Origin of the sequence: Pseudomonas sp. L5B5 (assembly GCF_020520285.1) — a bacterium.
In the GTDB taxonomy this organism is placed as follows: Bacteria; Pseudomonadota; Gammaproteobacteria; order Pseudomonadales; family Pseudomonadaceae; genus Aquipseudomonas.
In genome coordinates, this window is the sequence record NZ_CP084742.1 from 3,491,141 (window position 1) to 3,509,413 (window position 18,273).

The window sequence follows — 18,273 nt, forward strand, 5'->3', positions numbered from 1 at the left end:
TCATTTCCTTGTGCTGTCGGGTGGCGCAGGGACCTGGAGGTCGGGTAGCGGCACGTCGTAGCCGCAGTAGTGCAGGCGGGTCAGGGTCAGGCGCTTGTCGGGATAATCGCTGCCCCAGGCGCTGCCCCGGTCATAACGAGCCTTGCCGCGGGCACAGACCGCCTGCAATCGGCTTTGTGCCTGGGCCAGGGTCGAGGGCGCCAGGCGCTTGATCTGCAAACTGGCGAAGAACGGCAGGATAAAGGTCTGGTCCAGGTCGTAGCCCTTGGCCCCCAACGCCAGGCGTTGCCCGGCGTGTACGTAGAACGGTTGGCCCAGGCCGCTTTCCCCTTCCCAGCACCAGTACCTGACCTCATCTTCCTGCAGCCCCACTGCCGCGCCCTGCCAGTGCTCATGGAAACGCAGGCACTGATAACCGCCCCGGGTGACCCACTCCACCTCGCGTGGCCTTGCTCCACTACCGGGCAACGCCAGTGCAGCCAGCTTGGCCTGGAGAAAGGCGTCCCGGGGGTACATCAACCCATAACCTTCTCCGTCGAGAAAGCTGCTGACCTTCATGTACAGCGACGACGCCGATACCTGGACATCGCCGTAGGCGAAAGTGCCCGAGGTAGCGACCGACAAGCTGTCGCTGATTCGGTCGTAGGAGAAACCGCCCATCTGCGCACTGCATTCGGCATGCCGGAAGGGCTCCGGCAGGTCGAAGGAAAAACGCTGGGGCAAGGTCACCCGCTGAGATCCTTCGCTGCACAGCATGCGCTGCTCGGTGCGTCGTTCCTGCGGCTTGGCGGGGAGGTTCAGGCACCCTCCGAGCAGCAATGCCAGCCCCACCACCACACCTTGACTGCCCCTCATCTGCGGATAGTGTCCTTGCCATTGGCATCGATGAACGTAGGTTCAATGTACCGGGGATTTTTCTTGAACTGGTCCTGCAGCGCATTGGGCGCATTACCGCACATGCCCTTGGCAACACACAGATAGTTCGAGTGCGGGCTGTCCACTCCCATCAACGAGGTGCTGGTCGCCAGCGAACCGAAGAAGCGAGCCACCGGGTCGGACGAGTGAGTGAAATTCTGCCCCAGCAAGTCTGACACAGTGTCGGTCACCGGCAACATGCCGAAGAACGTCTTGGACCCCGGACGGTTGACCTGGAAGAACGAGCCGTTGCCGATATCGAATCCGGCGGCATCGGCGGCTTCGAAGAAGCTCTTGGAACCCACCGGTGCCCCCGACAGCTGAATGCTGCCCGCCTGGCCATTGAGCTTGAAGTCCAGGCCGGAAATCGCCCGGTAGGTCAACAGACCGCCCTGGCTGTGGCCGGCAACGTCCAGCTTGTACTCATCCTTGATCCCGGCCTGGAAGAAATCGTGCAACTGCTGGGCGTTGCCAGAGCGCACCGTCCCACCCAGCGCCACATCCCACAGCGACTCGACCAAGTCGCCAAGAATCCCGTGCTCGGGGTTGTAGGCCTGCATGAAGGAATCGGAGCCGGTCTGCATCGCACCGTTGACCAGCGCCGCCATCAGCGAGTTCTGGATGCCGTTGGTGAACACCGCACCATCACCATCGGGACGCTCGATCTCCATCAGTTTCTGCACGCTCTCGATCATCGGTTTGCCAGACAAGGGGTCCACCTTGATGGTCTTGCCGTCGGACTCGTACTGGTACTTGGTCTCGACCCGATAGAAGCGCATGTCGCCCGTGATCAAGGCCGGCACCTGGGTGATCAGGCCGCCATGGTTCTCGACGCCAGGCATGACGCCACCGGTGTACTTGCCAGCCTTGTCGAGCACGGTTTCCAGGAGCCCGGGAATCCAGGCCAACGGCAGCAACGACGGGTTGTCGGCCACTACCTGGTCCGCCGCCTTGCTCAGGTCGCCAAACTGGGTGAAGAGACCCGAGGTATTCTTGCCATAGTTCTTCATCCCCTCCTTCCACTGGTTCAGGGTCTGGATCGGATGGCTCACCGAGTCCAGGGATGACTGCGAGACATACAGGTCGGTGCGCCGCTCCTTGTCCTTGGTGATCTCATAGGCCCGTGACAGGTCACGGTTCAGGCCGGCAGTGGAATCCTGGCCGGTCCGGGCATCGTCGCGCACGGTGATGGTGCCGGTGCCCACCGTGGCACGCACCTCCTGCTCCCGCTCCTTGCGATAGTTGTAGCCGCTGACGCTCCAGCCGGAACTGCCAGTCTTGCCCCGACCTTCCAGGCTCTTGTCGGTGGTGAAGGCCACGTCCTTGCCGCCGGTGGACTTGGCTCCATCGCCAGGCCCCCAGCCGAAGGTGCCACCGGCGTTCAGGTAATAGCTGTGCTCCTTGTCTTGCCCGGCGATATCGCGAAAGCCCAGGGTGCCGGTGTCCAGCTTGAGCTTGCCGTTGTCGGCGGCAAGCAGCGAACCGTCGAGCTGGGTGTGCTTCTCGGTGCGGATATCCACACCGTTCTGGCCGGTGATGCTGGTCTGCTCCTGTACCCAGTTGGTCTTGCCCGTGGTCTTGCCCAGCCCCAGGGAGCCGCTGACGCTGCCTCCGCCGGCCAGGCCGATGCTCACGGTGACGCTGGCGTCCATCTGCTTGCCGCTGGCCTTGCCGGTATCCGGCACCGAAGACACCGTCAGGTCACCGCCCACCCGGCCAATGACTTCTCCCCCACGCAGGGTGGCACCGGCCACCGTGGTGTCCTTGCCGCTGCTGAAGCGCAGTTGGTCGCCGGCGACCAGGTGCGCGTTCTGCTGTGCCAGGCCTTCGCGTTCCAGCTTGCCCTTGCCCATGTCGACACTGGCGTAGACCGAGACAAAGTCCTTGCCGCCCAAGGCCAGCCCCACTTCACCGCCGCCACTGTGGCGCTTTGATTCACTGCTGGAATCGTTCTCTGCGGCGCGGATGGTCAGGTCCTTGCCGGCGCTGAGGTCGATGTCGCGCCCGGTCTGCACCTGCGTCCCCACCAGGGTCAGGTTCTCCCGGGCCTCGAGGCTGACGTCACGCCCGGCCAGCAACACCGATGGCGTGCTGGTGCCCTGGCTCATCTGCTCGCTGGCGGTGCCGTTGCTGCCGCCGATCCCGGCGCGGGCACTGCCGCCGCCACTCTGGCCATTGATCCCGCCCTGGCTGCGGTTGCTCTGTTGCTCCGTCGCCACCGAGCCACGGGCCACATCGACGACGATGTCGCGGCCCACCATGGAGATATCGCGCCCGGCATCGAAATGCCCGCCACGAATGCTGATGTCATTGCCGGCCACGGCGCTGATATCGCGGCCCGCTCCCAGGCTGCTCGGGCTGTTGCCGTGGGTCTCCTGGCGCGAACTGGTGGACTGGCTGGCCGAGCCCAGGTGGGTGGCGGCGGTCGGCCCCGAAGTGAACTGGTTGATGGCATCCACGGTGCTCAGCACGCTGGAGGTCTTGCTGACCCCGTCCTCGCCCTTGCCCGTGCCTTTGAGGGCATCCATGGTGTTGCCGAAGTTGTGGCTGACATTGACCGTCAGGCCATTGCGATCCCGACTTTTACTGCGCTCCTCGATGCTGGTTTCCTTGCCGGCGTCGATGTTGATGTCGTGCCCGGCCTGCAGGTTGACATCACGCTTGGCGTCCACCCGCGAGCCTTCCAGGGTCAGGTCACGACCGGCCTTGATGGTCGCATCCTGGCCGGCCAGCAACTGGCTCGACGCTACCGTCTCCTGGGCATTGCGGGATTTTTCCTTGAGGCTTTCATGGCCGAGGAACGCGGTGACGCCATTGCGATCGCTGGACAGGGACAAGCCGGTGTGTTTCTCCGATTTCCAGTGGCTCTGATCCTGGCTATTGCTGCCGGCCAGGACGTTCACGTCGCGCCCAGCGCCGACATTTAGGTCGTGCACGGCCGCCGCCGTGCTGCCGATCATGTTGACGTCACGTGCGGCTTGCAGGGTGGTGTCGCGTCCGGCGCTGACCACACTTCCGACACTCTGGCTCTGCAAGTGCTCCTGCCCGGATTTTTTCCCCGAGGCGACCGAGATGAAACCGCCGGAGCTGGAGAGCCCGACCTTGCTCTTGTACTTCTCGCTATGGCTGCTGGAAGTGTTGGCGGCATCCATCAGGTTGATATCGCCATTCTTGTCCACCAGACCGGCGCGCACTTCGGCGTCGCGCTTGGCCTCGATGGAGCTGGCCGAAAGGTTGACGTTGGTCCCGGCGATCAGCACCGCATCGTTGCCGGCACTGAGCTCGCTGCCCACCTGGGTGGTGCTGCTGGAGGTGCGGCTGGTGCCGCTCTTGCTCAGGCCGAAACTGCCTTTCTTCTTCTGGCTGTAGGCACTGTCCTGATGTTCCTGGGCCGACACCACGCTGACATCCCGGGTCGCGCCCACCAGCAGGTCGTTGCCGGCCTTGAGCTCGCTGCCGACCACGGTGACGTCACGCCCGCCATTGAGGCTGATGCGTCCGTCCTTGTCCTGGCTGACGTTGACCATCAGGTCATGCCCGGCACTGATTTCGGAGGCGACGTTAGTGGTCGAGGAATCGCTGCTGCGGGTGGTCTTGCTTTTGCCCCAGGAGCCCTTTTTCTTCTGTTGGAAGGTCGAGGAATGTTCATCCTGCGCCGAGGCGATGACCATGTCGCGCTTGGCCTCCAGGGAGAGGTCATGGCCAGCGCCGACCTTGCTGGCGACCACCGCCAGGTCGCGCCCGGCCTCCAGTTGTAGGTTGCCGCCAGCACTCACGCTGGAGCCCAGGGTCTGCACCGTGTCGTTGGTCACCAGGCCCCGGCGGATGGCGCTCTGGGTGAAGGTGTGGTCCTGCACCGCCAGCAGGTCGATATCCCGGCCGGCGCTGAGCTTGGCATCGCCGGCACTGGCGATCTGGCCCTTGTTGGTCAGGTCGCGTCCGGCACTGAGGTCCAGTGTCTGCCGTGCGCTGACCTGGCTGCCCTGGTCGAGGATGGTCCGGCTGCCCGAGCCATACCCTACCGCCACGGCCGTGCGGTCGTTGAGAATGTCGCCCTTGATGGCGCTGACGCTGACCTGGTTGCCACGGATCTCTCCGGCCAGGGCGTTGCGCACGCTGTCCTGGGCCATCAGGCTGACGCGCTCGTTGGCTTCGATCAGGCCGCCCTGGTACAGGTTGCCCCCGGCGTTCACCGTCAGGTCATGGCTGGCGCGCAAAGTGCCGACGTTGCTCAGGTCGCCACCGGCGACCAGGTTCATGTCCCGGCCCTGCACCAGGCTGCCGCCCCGCAGGTTGCGACTGTCCGCCTGGGCCAGGTACAGCACCGGCACCAGCACTTGCTCGCCCTGCACTTGGCGGGTTTCCATCCACACGATGTCGTGGGTCAGCGAAGCCACCTGCGCCGCAGTCAGGGACACGCCGACACTGAGGTTCAACTGGTCCCGGGAGGCGATGGCGTTGTCCATCAGGTAGCGATACTGGTCGTAGTCGCTGGTCAGTCCGGCCGCCAGGAAGCGCTGCCCGGTCTGGGCCAGTACCGCATCACGGATCATCCGGGTCTCGTAGAGACCATCGCCCAGGCGGCGCCAGGTCTTGTCATCGTTGTAGTTCAAGTGGCCCAGCATGTAGTCCGAGCTCATGAACCGCGACAGGTCGGTGAAGGTCGGGTTGGTCTCGATCAGGTAGCGCCCCTGGGGGTTCTGGCTCTTGACGAACAAGCCGTACTCGCCCTGGGGCACACGGAAGCTCGATAGCGCGGTGGGGTCTACTGCGGCGAACGGCACGCCGGAGAAGTCCACCGGGACGAAGCTGACCTGGGTCGTGCCGTCGGCCGCGACCCGTTCGATGCGCTGCACATCCTTGGCCACCTGGTTGGCGGCGGCGGAGCTTTGCGCGTTGACCGTGATCACCTGGCCGCCCACCTGGGACACGTTGTTGTTCAGCGATTGACCGGTGAGCTGGGACCGGGTCTGGTCATTCAGCACACCGTTCTCCAGGTTGCCGCTGACCTGCAGGTTCAGGTGTTCACCGGCCTGCAGGGTTGCCGCGTAGGCGGTCTGGCTACCTGGCCGGACCACGGTGTGGGGTGCCAGCTGCGGATACCGGGTCAGCAGGTTGGGCAGCGGGGCCTGCTGGTCCGGCGCGCGGTTCGCGTTGCTCGCATTCCAGGCGTCGACCGCCCTCAGGGTTGCGCGGAACGAGCCTTTTTTCACCCCCAGCAAGTAGTAGGTGTTGGTCTCGATCCGCTGGTCCAGGGTCAGGCCACGGTTATAGAAGTTGTTGGCCGTGACCGAGGTGTTGCGGTTGGCGGCGATCAGGCTCTGCTTGTTCTCCACCGTGTCGGCGGTGATGGTCAGGTTGCGGTTGGACACCAGCCGGGCGGCGGCCGCGTGATCGTCCATGACGTCCTGGTAGGTGGTGTTGACGATGAACGTACCGGTGTGGTGTCCGCCGGAGCAGTCGGTGCAATTGACCTCGATAAAGCGCTTGGCAAGGCTCTGGCGGGTCTTGTACCAGTCCATGGCGTTCTCCAGCGTCGCCATGTCGAGGGTCATGTCGCCCTCGCTCTCGATGGTCCCGGAGCGGTTGCTGAGCAGGCTCGCCCGGCCGCCGTTCAGCGCCGCGAAACTCAGGTTGCCGCCACTGTAGATGTCACCGTAGCTGTTGCTCAGGCTGTTGCCCCGCAGGAGCATGTCGGCCCCACTGTAGATCAGGGTGTCGGCGCCGGTGGTGATGCCGTTGGCGGAACGCAGTTGCAGTTGCCCCAGGGCGCCCAGGGTGCCGCGGTTGGTGATCTGCGCCGCCGAGGCATAGAGGTTCTGGCTGGCAATCAGCCGGCCCAGGTTGTCCAGGGTGCCACGCAGGTTCAGCTCGGTATCGCCGCCACTGGCGATGCGCCCGCCATTCTGGTTCAGGTCGCCGGCACCGACGGTCAGCTTGCCCCGGGACGACAGCAGGCCGCTGTTGTTCAGGTTGCCGCCCAGGTCCAGGGTCAGGTTGCCGTCGCTGGCCAGCTCGCCGGCGTTGTTCAGGGTCGCGGCGCCCAGGCGCAGGCCACTGGCGCTGGCGATGCGGTCGCCGGCATTGAGGGTGAGGTCGCCGCCGGTGCTCAGGTCCAGCGTGCCGTTGAGCTGCATCAGGCCGCTGCGCTCCACCGCGCCGATGTCCCAGTCGCCACGGCCCAGGCCGGTGATACGCCCCTGATAACCGGATAGCGCACCCAGGTCGAGCTTGAACAGGCCCGTGCCGGCGTGCTCGATGCCACCACCGATGTTGCTCAGTTGCCCGGCACTCAGCGCCAGGGCGCTGGACCCCAGGGCCAGGGAGCCGCCCTGGTTGTTCAGGACACCCCCCAGGGTGATCCGGCTCTGCTCGCCAGCCAGCGCCCGGACACGCCCGCCAGCGCTGTTGTCGAGGCTGCCGCCGACCAGCAGCAAGGAACCGGCCGACTCCACCAGGCCTCCCTGGTTGTAGAGGTTGGCCGCTGCATTCAGGTCCAGCTGCCGCGCACTGATCTCGCCGCCCTGGCGGTTGTCCAGGACCTGCCCGGAGCTGTTGAGCAAGCCGTTGGCGTAGAGCTTGCCGGCCTGGTTGGTCAGGCGGTCCACCACTAGCTTGAGCGTGCCGGCCTGGCTGCTGATCAGCCCGGCCTTGCCGCTCAGGGCACTGTTGTCCAGGACCCCGGCGGTCACGCCCACGGAGGCTCCTTGTACGGTGCCGCCCTGGTTGTCGAGGGTGCCCTGGCCGAGGGCGATCTCGCCATGGCTGTCCTTGGCCAGGATCAGTCCCTGGCGGTTGTTCAGGCTGCCAGCCACCAGGCTCAAGCCATCGGCGCCCGCCAGCAGTTGCCCCTGGCGGTTGTCCAGGGTCGTGCCCTGGACATCCAGGCGCTTGCCCTTGAGGGTGCCGCCCTGGTTATCGAGAAGCGCCAACTGGCTGGCCCGCAACTTCTGCTCACCGGCATCGAGGGTGCCGCCGCGGTTGTCCAGCACGCCGTTGTGCAGGTCCAGTTCCACGCCGCCCGCCTTGGCCACCACCGCGCCCTTGGCACTGTTGTCCAGGCCGGCCGCATCGATCCCGACGCTGTTACCCAGCAACACCCCAGCGCTGTTGTCCAACTGGCCGCCGTTGAGCTGCAAGTGGCCATCGCTTTGCAGGCGACCCTGGCTGTTGAGCAACTGGCCCTGGGTGGCACCGTCGGCCTTGAGGGTCAGCCTCAGGCCATCGCTGCCTGCTGCCAGCAGGCCGGTTTCACGGTTGTCCAGGCGCTGGGCGCCGACGGTCAGTCGGTCCCCCACCAGTTGTCCGCCGCGGTTATCCAGCAGGCCATGGCTGATGACCTGCACCTGGTTGCCCACGACCACGCCCCCACGGTTGGTCAGCCCGCCGGTCTTGAGCTCGACGTCGCCGCGCTTGGCCTGCAGGTGCCCCAGGGCGTTGTTCAGGTGCTGCGCGACAGTCAGCGTCAGCTTGCCAGTCTCGGCGCTCACCACACCGCCCTGGTTCTGGCCAAGGCTGTCGAGGGTCGCGTCCACTTCATTGCCGATGACCTGGCCCTGGTTGTTCGCCAGGTCCCGGGCCACCAGCAGCAAGTGGGCCTTGCCTTGCAGCAGCCCGCCCTGGTTGTCGATATCGGTGGTGTGCAGTTCCAGGCGGTCGGCATCCAGGGTGCCACCCTGGTTGTCGAGCTTGCCGGCGCTGGCAACGACCAATTGTGGAGCGACCAGGGTGCCGTTGCGGTTGTCGACGCTGGCGGCCTTGAGGTCGATCAGCGAGGTGGCCTGGAGCTGGCCGCTGGCGTTGGCCAGGTCTTGTTCGAGGTCCAGGTGCAACGCGCCGCTCTCGGCGCTGACCAGGCCCTTCTGGCTGTTATCCAGGCGCTTGCCGGTCACCGTGACCTGGTCGGCGAGCAGCTTGCCGCCCTGGTTGAGCAATTCGCCGCCCGAGGTCTTCAGCAGGGTCTGGGCCTGGAGACGGCCGCCCGTGTTGTCGAGCTGCTGGCCGATGGTGAAGGTCGCATCGCCCTGGCTGGCGCCGATCAGGCCGTGCTGGTTGTCCAGGCGCGCGGCGCTGATGTCGACCTGGTCGGCGATCATCGAGCCGTTCTGGTTGCTCACTTCGCGGGCGTTGAGGGTCAGGTCGGCGCCGGCCACTTCCAGGCGGCCGCCGTTGTTGTTCAGGCTATCGAGGGTCAGGTTCGCGGCCTGCCGGTCGCCAAAGCGGATCAGCCCGCCGAAGTTGGCGATGGCCGGGGTGTTGAGTACCAGCTCGGCCTGAGCCAGCACCCGGGCGTCGGCGCCCTGGTTGATCAGGCGTGCGGTCTTGACCTCGACCTTGGGGCCCTGGATCACGCCGCCCTGATTGTTCAGGGCCTGGCGCGCCGTGAGTTCGAGGTTGCGGCTGGCCAGGACGTTGCCACGGTTCTCCAGGTTGCCGGCGACCACCTTGAGCTCGCCGTGGTCATTGCGACTGTTGTCGGCATTGACGCCGGCCTCGATGATGCCGTGGTTGACCAGTTGCGCAGCGTCCACCACTTCTACCCGGTCCCGGGCCGCCAGGCTGGTGCGCACCTGGACCTGCTCACTGGCCTGCAAGGTCGCCTCGGTGCCGGCGTAGGCCTTGCCCTTGAGATCGATGTCCGTGGCCTTCACGGCAATGGCCTGATTGGCGCTGATGCCGGCCATCGTGACCTTGCCGTTGGCGTCGATCTGGATGTCACCGGTGCTGGCGGCCATGTCCCCGGACATGTTCACGCCCACGCCCTTCTCCGTGCCTACCAGGCGAATCGCCCCGGCATACATGCCCCCCAGCGCCGAGCTGTCGATGGCCAGCTCCGGCTTGGCCTCGGCGTCGCCATCATGGGCCGTGACGCTCAGGTCGTCGGCCTTGACGTCGTTGCGCCCGGTGATGACGTTGAGTTTCTTGGCGTAGAGATTGGCATTGAGCTTGGCGCTGCGAGTGATCAGGTCGAACTGGTCGATGTTGCTGGCATTGAGCCCGGACCCTTCGATGGTGATGTCGCCCCCATCGACCTGGAACCGGTCGAGCCTCTGGCCTTCGATCACCGGCTTGCCGGTGGTCAGGGTCGCCCGTGGGGTGTTGATGAAGCCGCAGCCATTGCACGTGATGCCATGGGGGTTGGCGACGATGACCCGGGCCGCCTGGCCGGCGACCTCGGTATAACCGGCCAGCTTGCTGCGGTTGCTGCCGGTGACTTCGTTGAGGATGACCTGCGCCGCCTGGCCCTGCAGGTTGGGGTTGCCCAGGATGTAGCCGCCCAGTTGGGTGTGCTGCGTCGCGCCAGTGGCGTTGTTGAGGATCAGGCCGTTGCTGCCGACGTTGTACTCGCTGAACTTGTTATGGGACAAGCCGCTGCCGTTGGCTGCATTGATGTTGACCACCGGCACGCCGTTGCCGGCCGCACCAATGGACGCGTTGCCGCCGGCGGCCGGGTCCAGGGCCAGGTCGGCAGCGACGCTGACGATCGGGTTGAGGAACAGGATTCCCGAAAGCGACAAGGCAATGCATTGGGCAAAGGGCTTGCGTACGTCCATGTGCAAATCATCCATCCACTAACGTTTGAGTAAGGTCAGAAGAACAGGTCTACCCGGAAGTACACCGGGTGTTCTCGCCTCTCGATAATTGCCGGCCGCTCCAGGGAGCGGGCGAAACTGACCGACGCAGCCAGGTACTGGCCACGGGCACTGAGTTCGATGGCGTTGCCACTCAAGCGCCCCTTGGCGTCCTTGTTGTAGCGGTCGCCCTTGATCGCCCCGACGTCATAGGCAAAGGCCAGGCCGTACTCCTGGACGAAGGGCTGCAGCGCCGACCAGGTCACGGCCCGGCGCCAGCGCAACTGGTTGCGCCAGTAGCCGCCGCTGTTGCCGGAGAGGGTCTGGTCCTGGAAGCCGCGTACCGAGTTGATGCCACCCAGGCTGATGCGCTGGGGGCTGAAGAGCACGTCCTCGCTGCGCTGCCCGGTGGCCATGCTGTCGAAGCTGAAGTTTTCGTTCCACAGGCGAAAGGGCTGCAGGTAGCTCAGGGTCAGGCTGTACTTGTTGTAGCGGGCCACCGGTTCGCTGCCGTGGGGATGGCCGCCGCCCTGGGCATCCAGGGCGCCAATGCCTTGCTGCCAGCCGATGTCGGCGTTGACCAGGGCATTGCCGATGCGTCGTCCGTGGTTGAAGCCCAGCTGGCTTTCAGTGATGCGGTTGCTGGAGACATCGATCAGGTTGTCGTCGATGTAGTTGCGGGTTCGCAGGTGGCTGATGCCCAGGCTCATGCCCGTCTTGCTGAGGTTGTCCCGGTGCAGCACGCGCTCGGCCCGCCACTGCTGGCTCTTGCTCTGGCCGTCCATGGCGAAGTTGAAACCCGTGGCGTCGTTGCGGGTGCGGTAGTAGCTCTGGCTGTAGGAGTAATTGAAGGTCCACCAGCCCCAGGGCAGGCTGTAGAACAGGCTCTGGTTGTCGGAATGACGCCAGCGGTCACTGACTGCGTCCTGGTTGGCTCGCAGGCTCAACTGGTCCGCCAGCCCGAGCGGGCTGTCCCAGTCCAGGCCGAGGCCCATCTGCTGTTCGCCGGTGCTCTTGTCACCGTTGTTGTTGCGGGTTGCCGACAGCCGCCAGGGTTTGAGCCGCTGGCCCTTGAGCCCCATGCGACTGTCACCGAGCTGGTCGCCCGGGGCCAGTTCCAGCTCGACCTGGCGCGATGGCAGGCGGGTCAGCTGGTCTACCAGTTGCTCCAGTTCCCGCAGGTTCAGCACCTCGCCAGTAGTGCCGGGAAAGGCCATGGCCAGCTCCCGGGAGCTGGCCAGGGAAGAACTGTCCAGGCTCTCCAGCCGGCCTTCGACCACCACGATCGTCAGTTGACCGGAGGCCAGCTCCTGGGCCGGCAGGTAGGCGCGGGTGGTGACGTAGCCCAGTTGCAGGTAGTGGTGGGTGATGGCCTTGAGCAGGGTGTTGATCTGCGCGACCGACAGGCATTGGTCGCGATAAGGCGCTATCAGACGCTCCTGGTCGTCAGCACTGAGGTGCTCAGCGCCCTTGAGGACCACTGTCCTGATGGTGAAGCAGCGTTGTTCACCAGGCTGGGGGACAGGCTCGGCAGGCAGGGTCTTGCCAGGCAGTTGCTGGAGTTCATCGAGGCGCCGTTGCTGTTCCTGCAACAATTGCTGCTGCCGATCGCGAATCAGGTCGCGGTCGCCCGGCGTCTGGAAAGGCGCGGCGGCAACGACAAAAGAACCAGATAGAGCACAAAACGCTACAACAGGCTTTAACCAGCCAAGACGCGGCATGCTGTCATTCCCTTGAAACAGACACGAGGGCGTGTCCGTATGGCGCATCCAGGCGCCTGTTTTCGAAGGGGATAAAGTCTAAATGTAAATAAGATTAGCCTTATAAAAACCGACGAACGGTCGAAACATACGTATCCAATTGAAACAATTGCCTTTTTTCTCGCTGAAAAACCGTCAGGTATCGAGGAGGGCCAGGATGGGCTGTGGCTCGGCACCTCGCCCTCATCGATCCAGGTTCACTTTTTCTTCAGGCAGTCGCTCATGAAGGTCTTGCGCGCGTCACCCTTGAGCGCCTTGGCCGTGGCGTCGGCGTTGCACGACTTCATTCTTTCCTGGGGGGTAGTGGGGGTCGCAGCGGCAGCCGGGGCGGCCTTGAGGCAGGTGCTCATGAAGGCTTTGCGTTCGTCGCCCTTGAGGCTCTTGGTGGTGGCTTCGGCGTTACAGGTGGTCATCTTGTTCTGCTGGGCGGTGGCGGCAAAGCCCTGGGAGCAAAGCAGCAGGCCCACCATCAGCAGCGGGATACGCAACATCTTCATGGAGTTTTCTCCTGGTCACCGCACCGATGGGTACGGCCTCCCAGGCAGTGTAGACAAAGCCTGTTACACCTTCACCTGTTCTGCAGGCCGGCCCGGCGGTACTGCTCGGGTGTGCAACCGGCCTGGCGCTGGAACATCGCGATGAATGCCGAGGCGGTGCTGTAGCCCATGTCGAAGGCGATCTCCTGGATGCTCCGCGGACTCTCCAGCGCCTGGATCGCGGCCAGGAAACGCTGGCGCTGGCGCCACTCGCCGAAGCTCATGCCCAGCTCGCGGACAAACTGCCGGGCCAGGGTCCGTTCGCTGACGTGGGCCTGTTGCGCCCAGTAGGCCAGAGGCCGGTTGTTGCTCGGCTCGGCCTGCAGGGCCTGGAGTACCCGCAGCAAGTCAGGGCTGCTGGCGTACGGCAGGAAGCAGTCATGCACCGGGGCCTGGCGCAGTTGATCCAGCAGGACCTGGGCCAGGCGCTGGTCGGCCTCGCCCTCGGGGACCTGCACGTCCCGGGCAGCGAAGTCCTTGAGGATCGCCTTGAGGATCTCGCTGATGCTCAAGGTACAGCCTTGCTGCGGCAGGTCGTGGCACAGCTCCGGGGCCAGCAGCACCGCCCGGTAGTTGATCGGCTGGCTGGTGTAGAAACTGTGGGCGATGTGCGGCGGCACCCAGACTGCGTACTGCGGCGGCGACATGAAGCGCTGGCCGGCGATCTCCATGTGCATCACGCCATGGGCCGAATACTCCAGGCAGCCCCAGGGGTGACGATGCTCGAGGGCATGGCTGTGGGCGGCGAAGTCGGCATAACGGAAGTACACGGGCGCTGGCAGGCCGTGGAAATCCAGGAGGTCGATGTGCTTTTTGCTCATGCTTGTCCGGATGCAAGGGCGGGTTGTCTGGTTCGCAGTATAGGCATTGATCCGGACAGGAGGATAATCACCCCTCATTCACTTCCTGGCTGTTTCCATGCAATACGCTTATCCATTACTGGCCGTCTTCATCTGGGCCGGCAATACCGTGGTCAACAAGCTCGCCGTGGGCGCGATCAACCCAGCGGAAATCGGTTTCTATCGCTGGCTGCTGGCGGGCTTGCTGTTCACCCCGTTCATGCTCGGGCCGGTGCGGCGCCACTGGCCACAGATCCGCCCGAACCTGGGGCGGATCTTCATCCTCGGCGTGCTGGGCATGGCGGTCTACCAGAGCCTGGCCTACTTCGCCGCCATCCAGACCTCGGCCACCAACATGGGCATCATCCTTTCGCTGATGCCGCTGATGTCCCTGGCCATGGCCATTGCAGTCCTGGGCCAGCGCCTGACCGCCGGGGCCCTGGTAGGCGCGGTGCTGTCCTTCGCCGGGGTGCTGGTGGTGGTGTCCTCCGGGAGCCTGGCCAGCCTGCTGCAGCACGGGGTCAACCTGGGTGACGCGATGATGCTGGTCGCCACGCTGGCCTATGCGATCTACAGCACCTTGCTGAAGAAATGGCAGCTGCGCCTGCCGCCCCTGGTGCTGTTGTACCTGCAGGTGCTGGTGGCGGTACTGGTGCTGCTTCCGTTGTTCCTGGCCTCGCCGAAGGTGGGCCCGACCCTGCAGAACATTCCCCTGGTGCTCTACGCCTGCCTGCTGGCATCGATGGTCGCGCCACTGGCGTGGATGCAGGCGGTGGTGCGCCTGGGACCGAGCCGGACCACGCTGTTCTTCAACCTGCTGCCGCTGGTCACCGCGCTGATCGCCGCCGTGGTACTGCACGAACAACTGGCCTGGTTCCACCTGGTGGGCGGGATCTTGACCCTGGGCGGCGTGGTGCTGTCCGAACGCTGGACCCAGGTGCTGGGGTCGCGGCCGCGCGAAGCCTGACCACTGCCCCGGCTCAGAGCCCGGCCGCCTTGAGGCGCCGGGCATGTTCGACGAACAGGCGGATCGGCTCGGCGCCCTTGCCCACCAGCCCGAACGACTGGTTGACGATGTCGAAGTGGTCCAGAGGGTAGTCATCGCCGATGACCAGCCCCAGGTGCGAGCTGTAGCGCCCCACCATGCCGTCGCACTGCCCGGCCTCGCGCACGAAGGTCCGGGCGAACAGTCGACAGCTGCGGCTGGAGCCGTCCAGCAGGTTCCAGCCGCGATTGGTCTTGCCCGGCTGCAACGTGCCAGACCAGGAGTAGTAGCGCACGCCACCGACCTCCTGCGCACCGTGCCCGCCCCAGGTCGGTGGCAACCCCTGGGGATACTGGCGATTGAACAGGGCCACGCCCTCGGTGGTCAGCGACTGGTGCGAAGCATGGATGTCGGCCGGCAGCCTGGGCCCGCGATAACCGGTTTCCAGCAGGGTCATCAAGGCCGAGATTGTGCGCAGCAGCAGGCTCAGCATGCGCCCGCGCAAGCTGTGCGCCGGCGAGTGCCGTTGCAGGTAGTCCGCCAGTTCGGAGCCATGGTTGGGGCCTGCCACCGACGTTACCGAGGCCACCCAGTCCGCACGCCTGGCCGCCGCATAGCGGGCGGTGAGCGCGCCCTGGCTGTGGCCGATCAGGTTGACCCGGGCGGCACCGGTCTGCTCCATGATCCGCTGGATCTGCACCAGCAGTTGCTCGCCGCGCACCTCGCTGGAGTTGAGCGGCGAGACCTGTACCGCAAATACCTGGGCGCCTCCCTGGCGCAACGCCGGGAGGATTCCATACCAGTAGGGGTACAGCAGCAGGCGGACAAAACCGAGCATGCCAGGCACCAGCACCAGGGGATAACGCGTGGCAAGCTCTTGGGACATGGGGACATCCTTGTGCGGGCGATGGGTCAGGCTCAACGCTAGACCATAACCACGGGCGTCGTCAGTCCTCGTGACAGTTTGGCGACCGTCCCATGACAGCCCTCAGCTCCCTTGCTTGAGGCCGACCACTCCCACCACGATCAGCCCCACCGAGATCAGCTTGACCGGCGTCAGGCTCTCTCCCAGCAGTGCGAAACCCAGCAGCACCGTGCCCAGTGAGCCGATGGCGGTCCAGATCGGGTACGCCACGCTGACCGGCAGCTCGCGCAGCGCCAAGGTCAGGAAGTAGATCCCGCCCAGCGCCGCCGCCACGGTCAGCAGCGACGGCCAGGGGCGGGTGAAACCTTCGGCGTACTTCATGCCCATGGCGAACACGACCTCGAAGATCGCAGCCAGCAACAGCAATCCCCAGGCCATGGGCGTGCCTCAGAAATGCCGGGCCAGCGCCAGCAGTTGCTGCTGGGCCTGGGCGCAAGACTGCTGGAACCGCTCGGGCGCCGACTCCTCGCCTTCGGCCGCGATCACCGTGACATCCTCGATCCCCAGGAAGCCCAGGGCCGTGCGCAACCAGCGATCGGCATGGTTCTGCGCCTCATGCTCGCCTCCCGGGCCAAAGCCGCCACTGCCACGAGTGGTGATGATCAGCACTTTCTTGCCCTGCACCAGCGGCTGGTAGCAGGCCTCGCCGGTATCCAGCTGGGTGTTGAAGGTCAGGCCCAGGCGCACGACGTGATCAACCCAGGCCTTGAGCCCGCTGGGCACGCTGAAGTTGTACATGGGCGCCGAGATCACCAGGCGCTGATGGTCGAACAGCTCGTCCACCAGCTCGTCGCTCAAGGCCAGGTCGGCCTGCATCGATAATGACCGGGCCTCGGGCTCTGGATAAAACGCCGCAGCAATGAATGTCTCGCCGATGTGGGGCAATGCCCCCCGCCCGACCTCCCGACGGGTCGACCGACCTTGTGGGTTGGACACTTGCCAGGCCTGCAGGAATGACTCGGCCAGGCGCCGGCTGTGGGATCGTTCGCCCCGGGGACTACCATGAACTACAAGAACTTTATTCATCTTAATTCTCTCATGCGCTAGGACGTCGACGGTCTTGAAGCCCCGTCGATTTCGCGCTAAATCTAGATTCAGCGGAATTCGGCAACAAACGAATTAAAATCCATTCAGATGAATTCATCTCAGCCATGGAGCGTTAAATGTTCGCCCACCTGCCTCTCACTGCCTTGCGCACCTTCGAGTCCGCAGCGCGCCTGTTGAGCTTCAAGGAGGCGGCCGAAGACCTATCGGTGACGCCAACGGCGGTCTCCCACCAGATCCGCAGCCTGGAACACTGGCTGGGGGTGCCGCTGTTCGAGCGCCTGCCGCGCCAGGTACGCCTGACCAGCGCCGGCGATCGCTTGTTCCACAGCGTGCACGGTGCCTTGCTGGACGTCGCGCAGAGCGTCGACACCCTGCGCCCCACGCCGAGCAACGCGCAGCTGACGGTCTCCACCACCGCCGCCTTCGCCGCCTTGTGGCTGGTGCCGCGCCTGGGACGCTTCTACGCTCGGCATCCGGGCATCAACCTGCGCCTGGACACTCAGTGCGAGGTGGTGGACCTGCAACAGGACGCCAGCATCGATGTGGCGATCCGCTACAGCCAGGACAGCTACCTGAACCTGCATGGCCTGTGCCTGTTCGACGAGCGTTTCGCGGTCTATGGCGCACCGCAGCAGGTGGCGCTGGCCAGCCAGCAACGGCCGGCCTTGATCAGTGTGCACTGGCGCAATTCCAGGCTGTATGCCGATGGTTGGCAGGCCTGGTGCGCCCAGGCCGGGGAAAGCTGGCTCGATGACCCATCACGGGTACGTTCCTACGACGAAGAGCAATACGCCCTGCAGGCAGCCATCGCCGGCCAGGGCCTGGTACTGGCCAGCAATATCCTGGTATCGCAAAGCGTGGCCAGCGGCCTGTTGCAGGCTTACCGGCCGCAGATCCAGGTCGCCGGCTCGGGCTACAGCGCCCTGTGCGTTCCCGGGCGCGAGCGGCATCCGCCGGTTCGGGCCTTCCTCCAGTGGCTGCAGCAGGAGGCGCTGCTGGACGGGCATCCACTGCCGGGGCGCAGTTGACGATCCATTGCCTTGCCACCTGGCACATTCGATAAAACTTTTTGCCCGCCGCGCAACTCACACCTTAGGTAGCGACCGGGCCGGCAGAGCCTGGCGTCAATCGGATCAGCCTCCAGGAGATCGAGATGAGCGACATGCAGTTGTCTGATGTGAACACCCTGCGCGAACGGGCCCGCAGTCATGTGGAGAATGGCGCAGTGACCGAGGGCTACAGCGCCGATCGCGAACAGGTACTACGCCTGCTCAATGAATCGCTGGCCACCGAACTGGTCTGCGTTTTGCGCTACAAGCGCCACTACTTCATGGCCAGCGGCCTCAAGGCCAGCGTCGCGGCCGATGAGTTCCTCGAACATGCCACCCAGGAAGCCGAGCATGCCGACAAGCTGGCCGAACGCATCGTCCAGCTTGGCGGCGAGCCGGAGTTCGACCCCGACCTGCTGTCCAAGCACTCCCATGCCCAGTACGTGGCCGGCGATACGTTGAAGGAAATGGTCTACGAAGACCTGGTGGCCGAGCGGATCGCCATCGACAGCTACCGCGAGATCATCCGCTTCATCGGTGACAAGGACCCGACCACCCGCCGCTTGTTCGAAGAGATCCTGGCCCAGGAAGAAGAACACGCCGACGACATGGCGGACATTCTCAACGACCTGTAACACCCTTCCC

11 protein-coding genes are annotated in these 18,273 nt (G+C 64.9%); 3 read left to right on the plus strand and 8 right to left on the minus strand.

The window, feature by feature from the left end; all coding sequences use genetic code 11:
- The 5 genes from LGQ10_RS16040 to LGQ10_RS16060 all read right to left on the minus strand — a co-directional run bounded on the left by LGQ10_RS16040 (window position 1) and on the right by LGQ10_RS16060 (window position 13,604).
- Window positions 1–855: a hypothetical protein gene (locus LGQ10_RS16040; protein ID WP_226522534.1), complete on the minus strand. Its 855-nt coding sequence runs from the start codon at window positions 853–855 to the stop codon at window positions 1–3.
- The gene (locus LGQ10_RS16045; RefSeq protein WP_226522535.1) at window positions 852–10,469 is read right to left on the minus strand and encodes a hemagglutinin repeat-containing protein; all 9,618 of its coding nucleotides are present in this window, start codon (window positions 10,467–10,469) and stop codon (window positions 852–854) included. The genes LGQ10_RS16040 and LGQ10_RS16045 overlap by 4 nt, the downstream gene beginning before the upstream one ends.
- 35 nt (window positions 10,470–10,504) lie before the next feature.
- Window positions 10,505–12,208: a ShlB/FhaC/HecB family hemolysin secretion/activation protein gene (locus LGQ10_RS16050; RefSeq protein ID WP_226522536.1), complete on the minus strand. Its 1,704-nt coding sequence runs from the start codon at window positions 12,206–12,208 to the stop codon at window positions 10,505–10,507.
- 236 nt (window positions 12,209–12,444) lie between these two features.
- Window positions 12,445–12,744 carry a PsiF family protein gene (locus tag LGQ10_RS16055; protein ID WP_058438073.1) on the minus strand — a complete coding sequence of 100 codons (300 nt, stop codon included), beginning with the start codon at window positions 12,742–12,744 and terminating at the stop codon, window positions 12,445–12,447.
- Window positions 12,745–12,815: 71 nt separating this feature from the next.
- Window positions 12,816–13,604, minus strand: a complete 789-nt coding sequence (locus LGQ10_RS16060) for an AraC family transcriptional regulator (RefSeq protein ID WP_226522537.1) — start codon at window positions 13,602–13,604, stop codon at window positions 12,816–12,818.
- A gap of 97 nt (window positions 13,605–13,701) precedes the next feature.
- On the opposite strand from LGQ10_RS16060, the gene LGQ10_RS16065 reads away from it, so the two are divergent.
- Window positions 13,702–14,589 (plus strand): DMT family transporter, encoded by an 888-nt coding sequence (locus tag LGQ10_RS16065; RefSeq protein ID WP_058438071.1) that lies wholly within the window; start codon window positions 13,702–13,704, stop codon window positions 14,587–14,589.
- A gap of 13 nt (window positions 14,590–14,602) precedes the next feature.
- Here the strand turns inward: LGQ10_RS16065 and LGQ10_RS16070 are convergent, their stop codons facing one another.
- The 3 genes from LGQ10_RS16070 to LGQ10_RS16080 form a co-directional block, all read right to left on the minus strand.
- A complete protein-coding gene (locus LGQ10_RS16070) occupies window positions 14,603–15,493 on the minus strand; it encodes an esterase/lipase family protein (RefSeq protein WP_058438069.1) in 891 nt (296 codons plus the stop codon).
- Window positions 15,494–15,595: 102 nt separating this feature from the next.
- Complete coding sequence (locus LGQ10_RS16075) at window positions 15,596–15,910, minus strand: DMT family transporter (RefSeq protein WP_226522538.1); 315 nt, start codon at window positions 15,908–15,910, stop codon at window positions 15,596–15,598.
- A 9-nt stretch (window positions 15,911–15,919) separates the two neighbouring features.
- Window positions 15,920–16,558: an FMN-dependent NADH-azoreductase gene (locus tag LGQ10_RS16080; RefSeq protein ID WP_226522539.1), complete on the minus strand. Its 639-nt coding sequence runs from the start codon at window positions 16,556–16,558 to the stop codon at window positions 15,920–15,922.
- A gap of 137 nt (window positions 16,559–16,695) precedes the next feature.
- On the opposite strand from LGQ10_RS16080, the gene LGQ10_RS16085 reads away from it, so the two are divergent.
- Both LGQ10_RS16085 and LGQ10_RS16090 read left to right on the plus strand, forming a co-directional pair.
- Complete coding sequence (locus tag LGQ10_RS16085) at window positions 16,696–17,607, plus strand: LysR substrate-binding domain-containing protein (protein ID WP_226522540.1); 912 nt, start codon at window positions 16,696–16,698, stop codon at window positions 17,605–17,607.
- Window positions 17,608–17,732: 125 nt separating this feature from the next.
- The gene (locus LGQ10_RS16090) at window positions 17,733–18,263 is read left to right on the plus strand and encodes a ferritin-like domain-containing protein (RefSeq protein ID WP_058438060.1); all 531 of its coding nucleotides are present in this window, start codon (window positions 17,733–17,735) and stop codon (window positions 18,261–18,263) included.
- The last annotated feature ends 10 nt before the right edge of the window (window positions 18,264–18,273 follow it).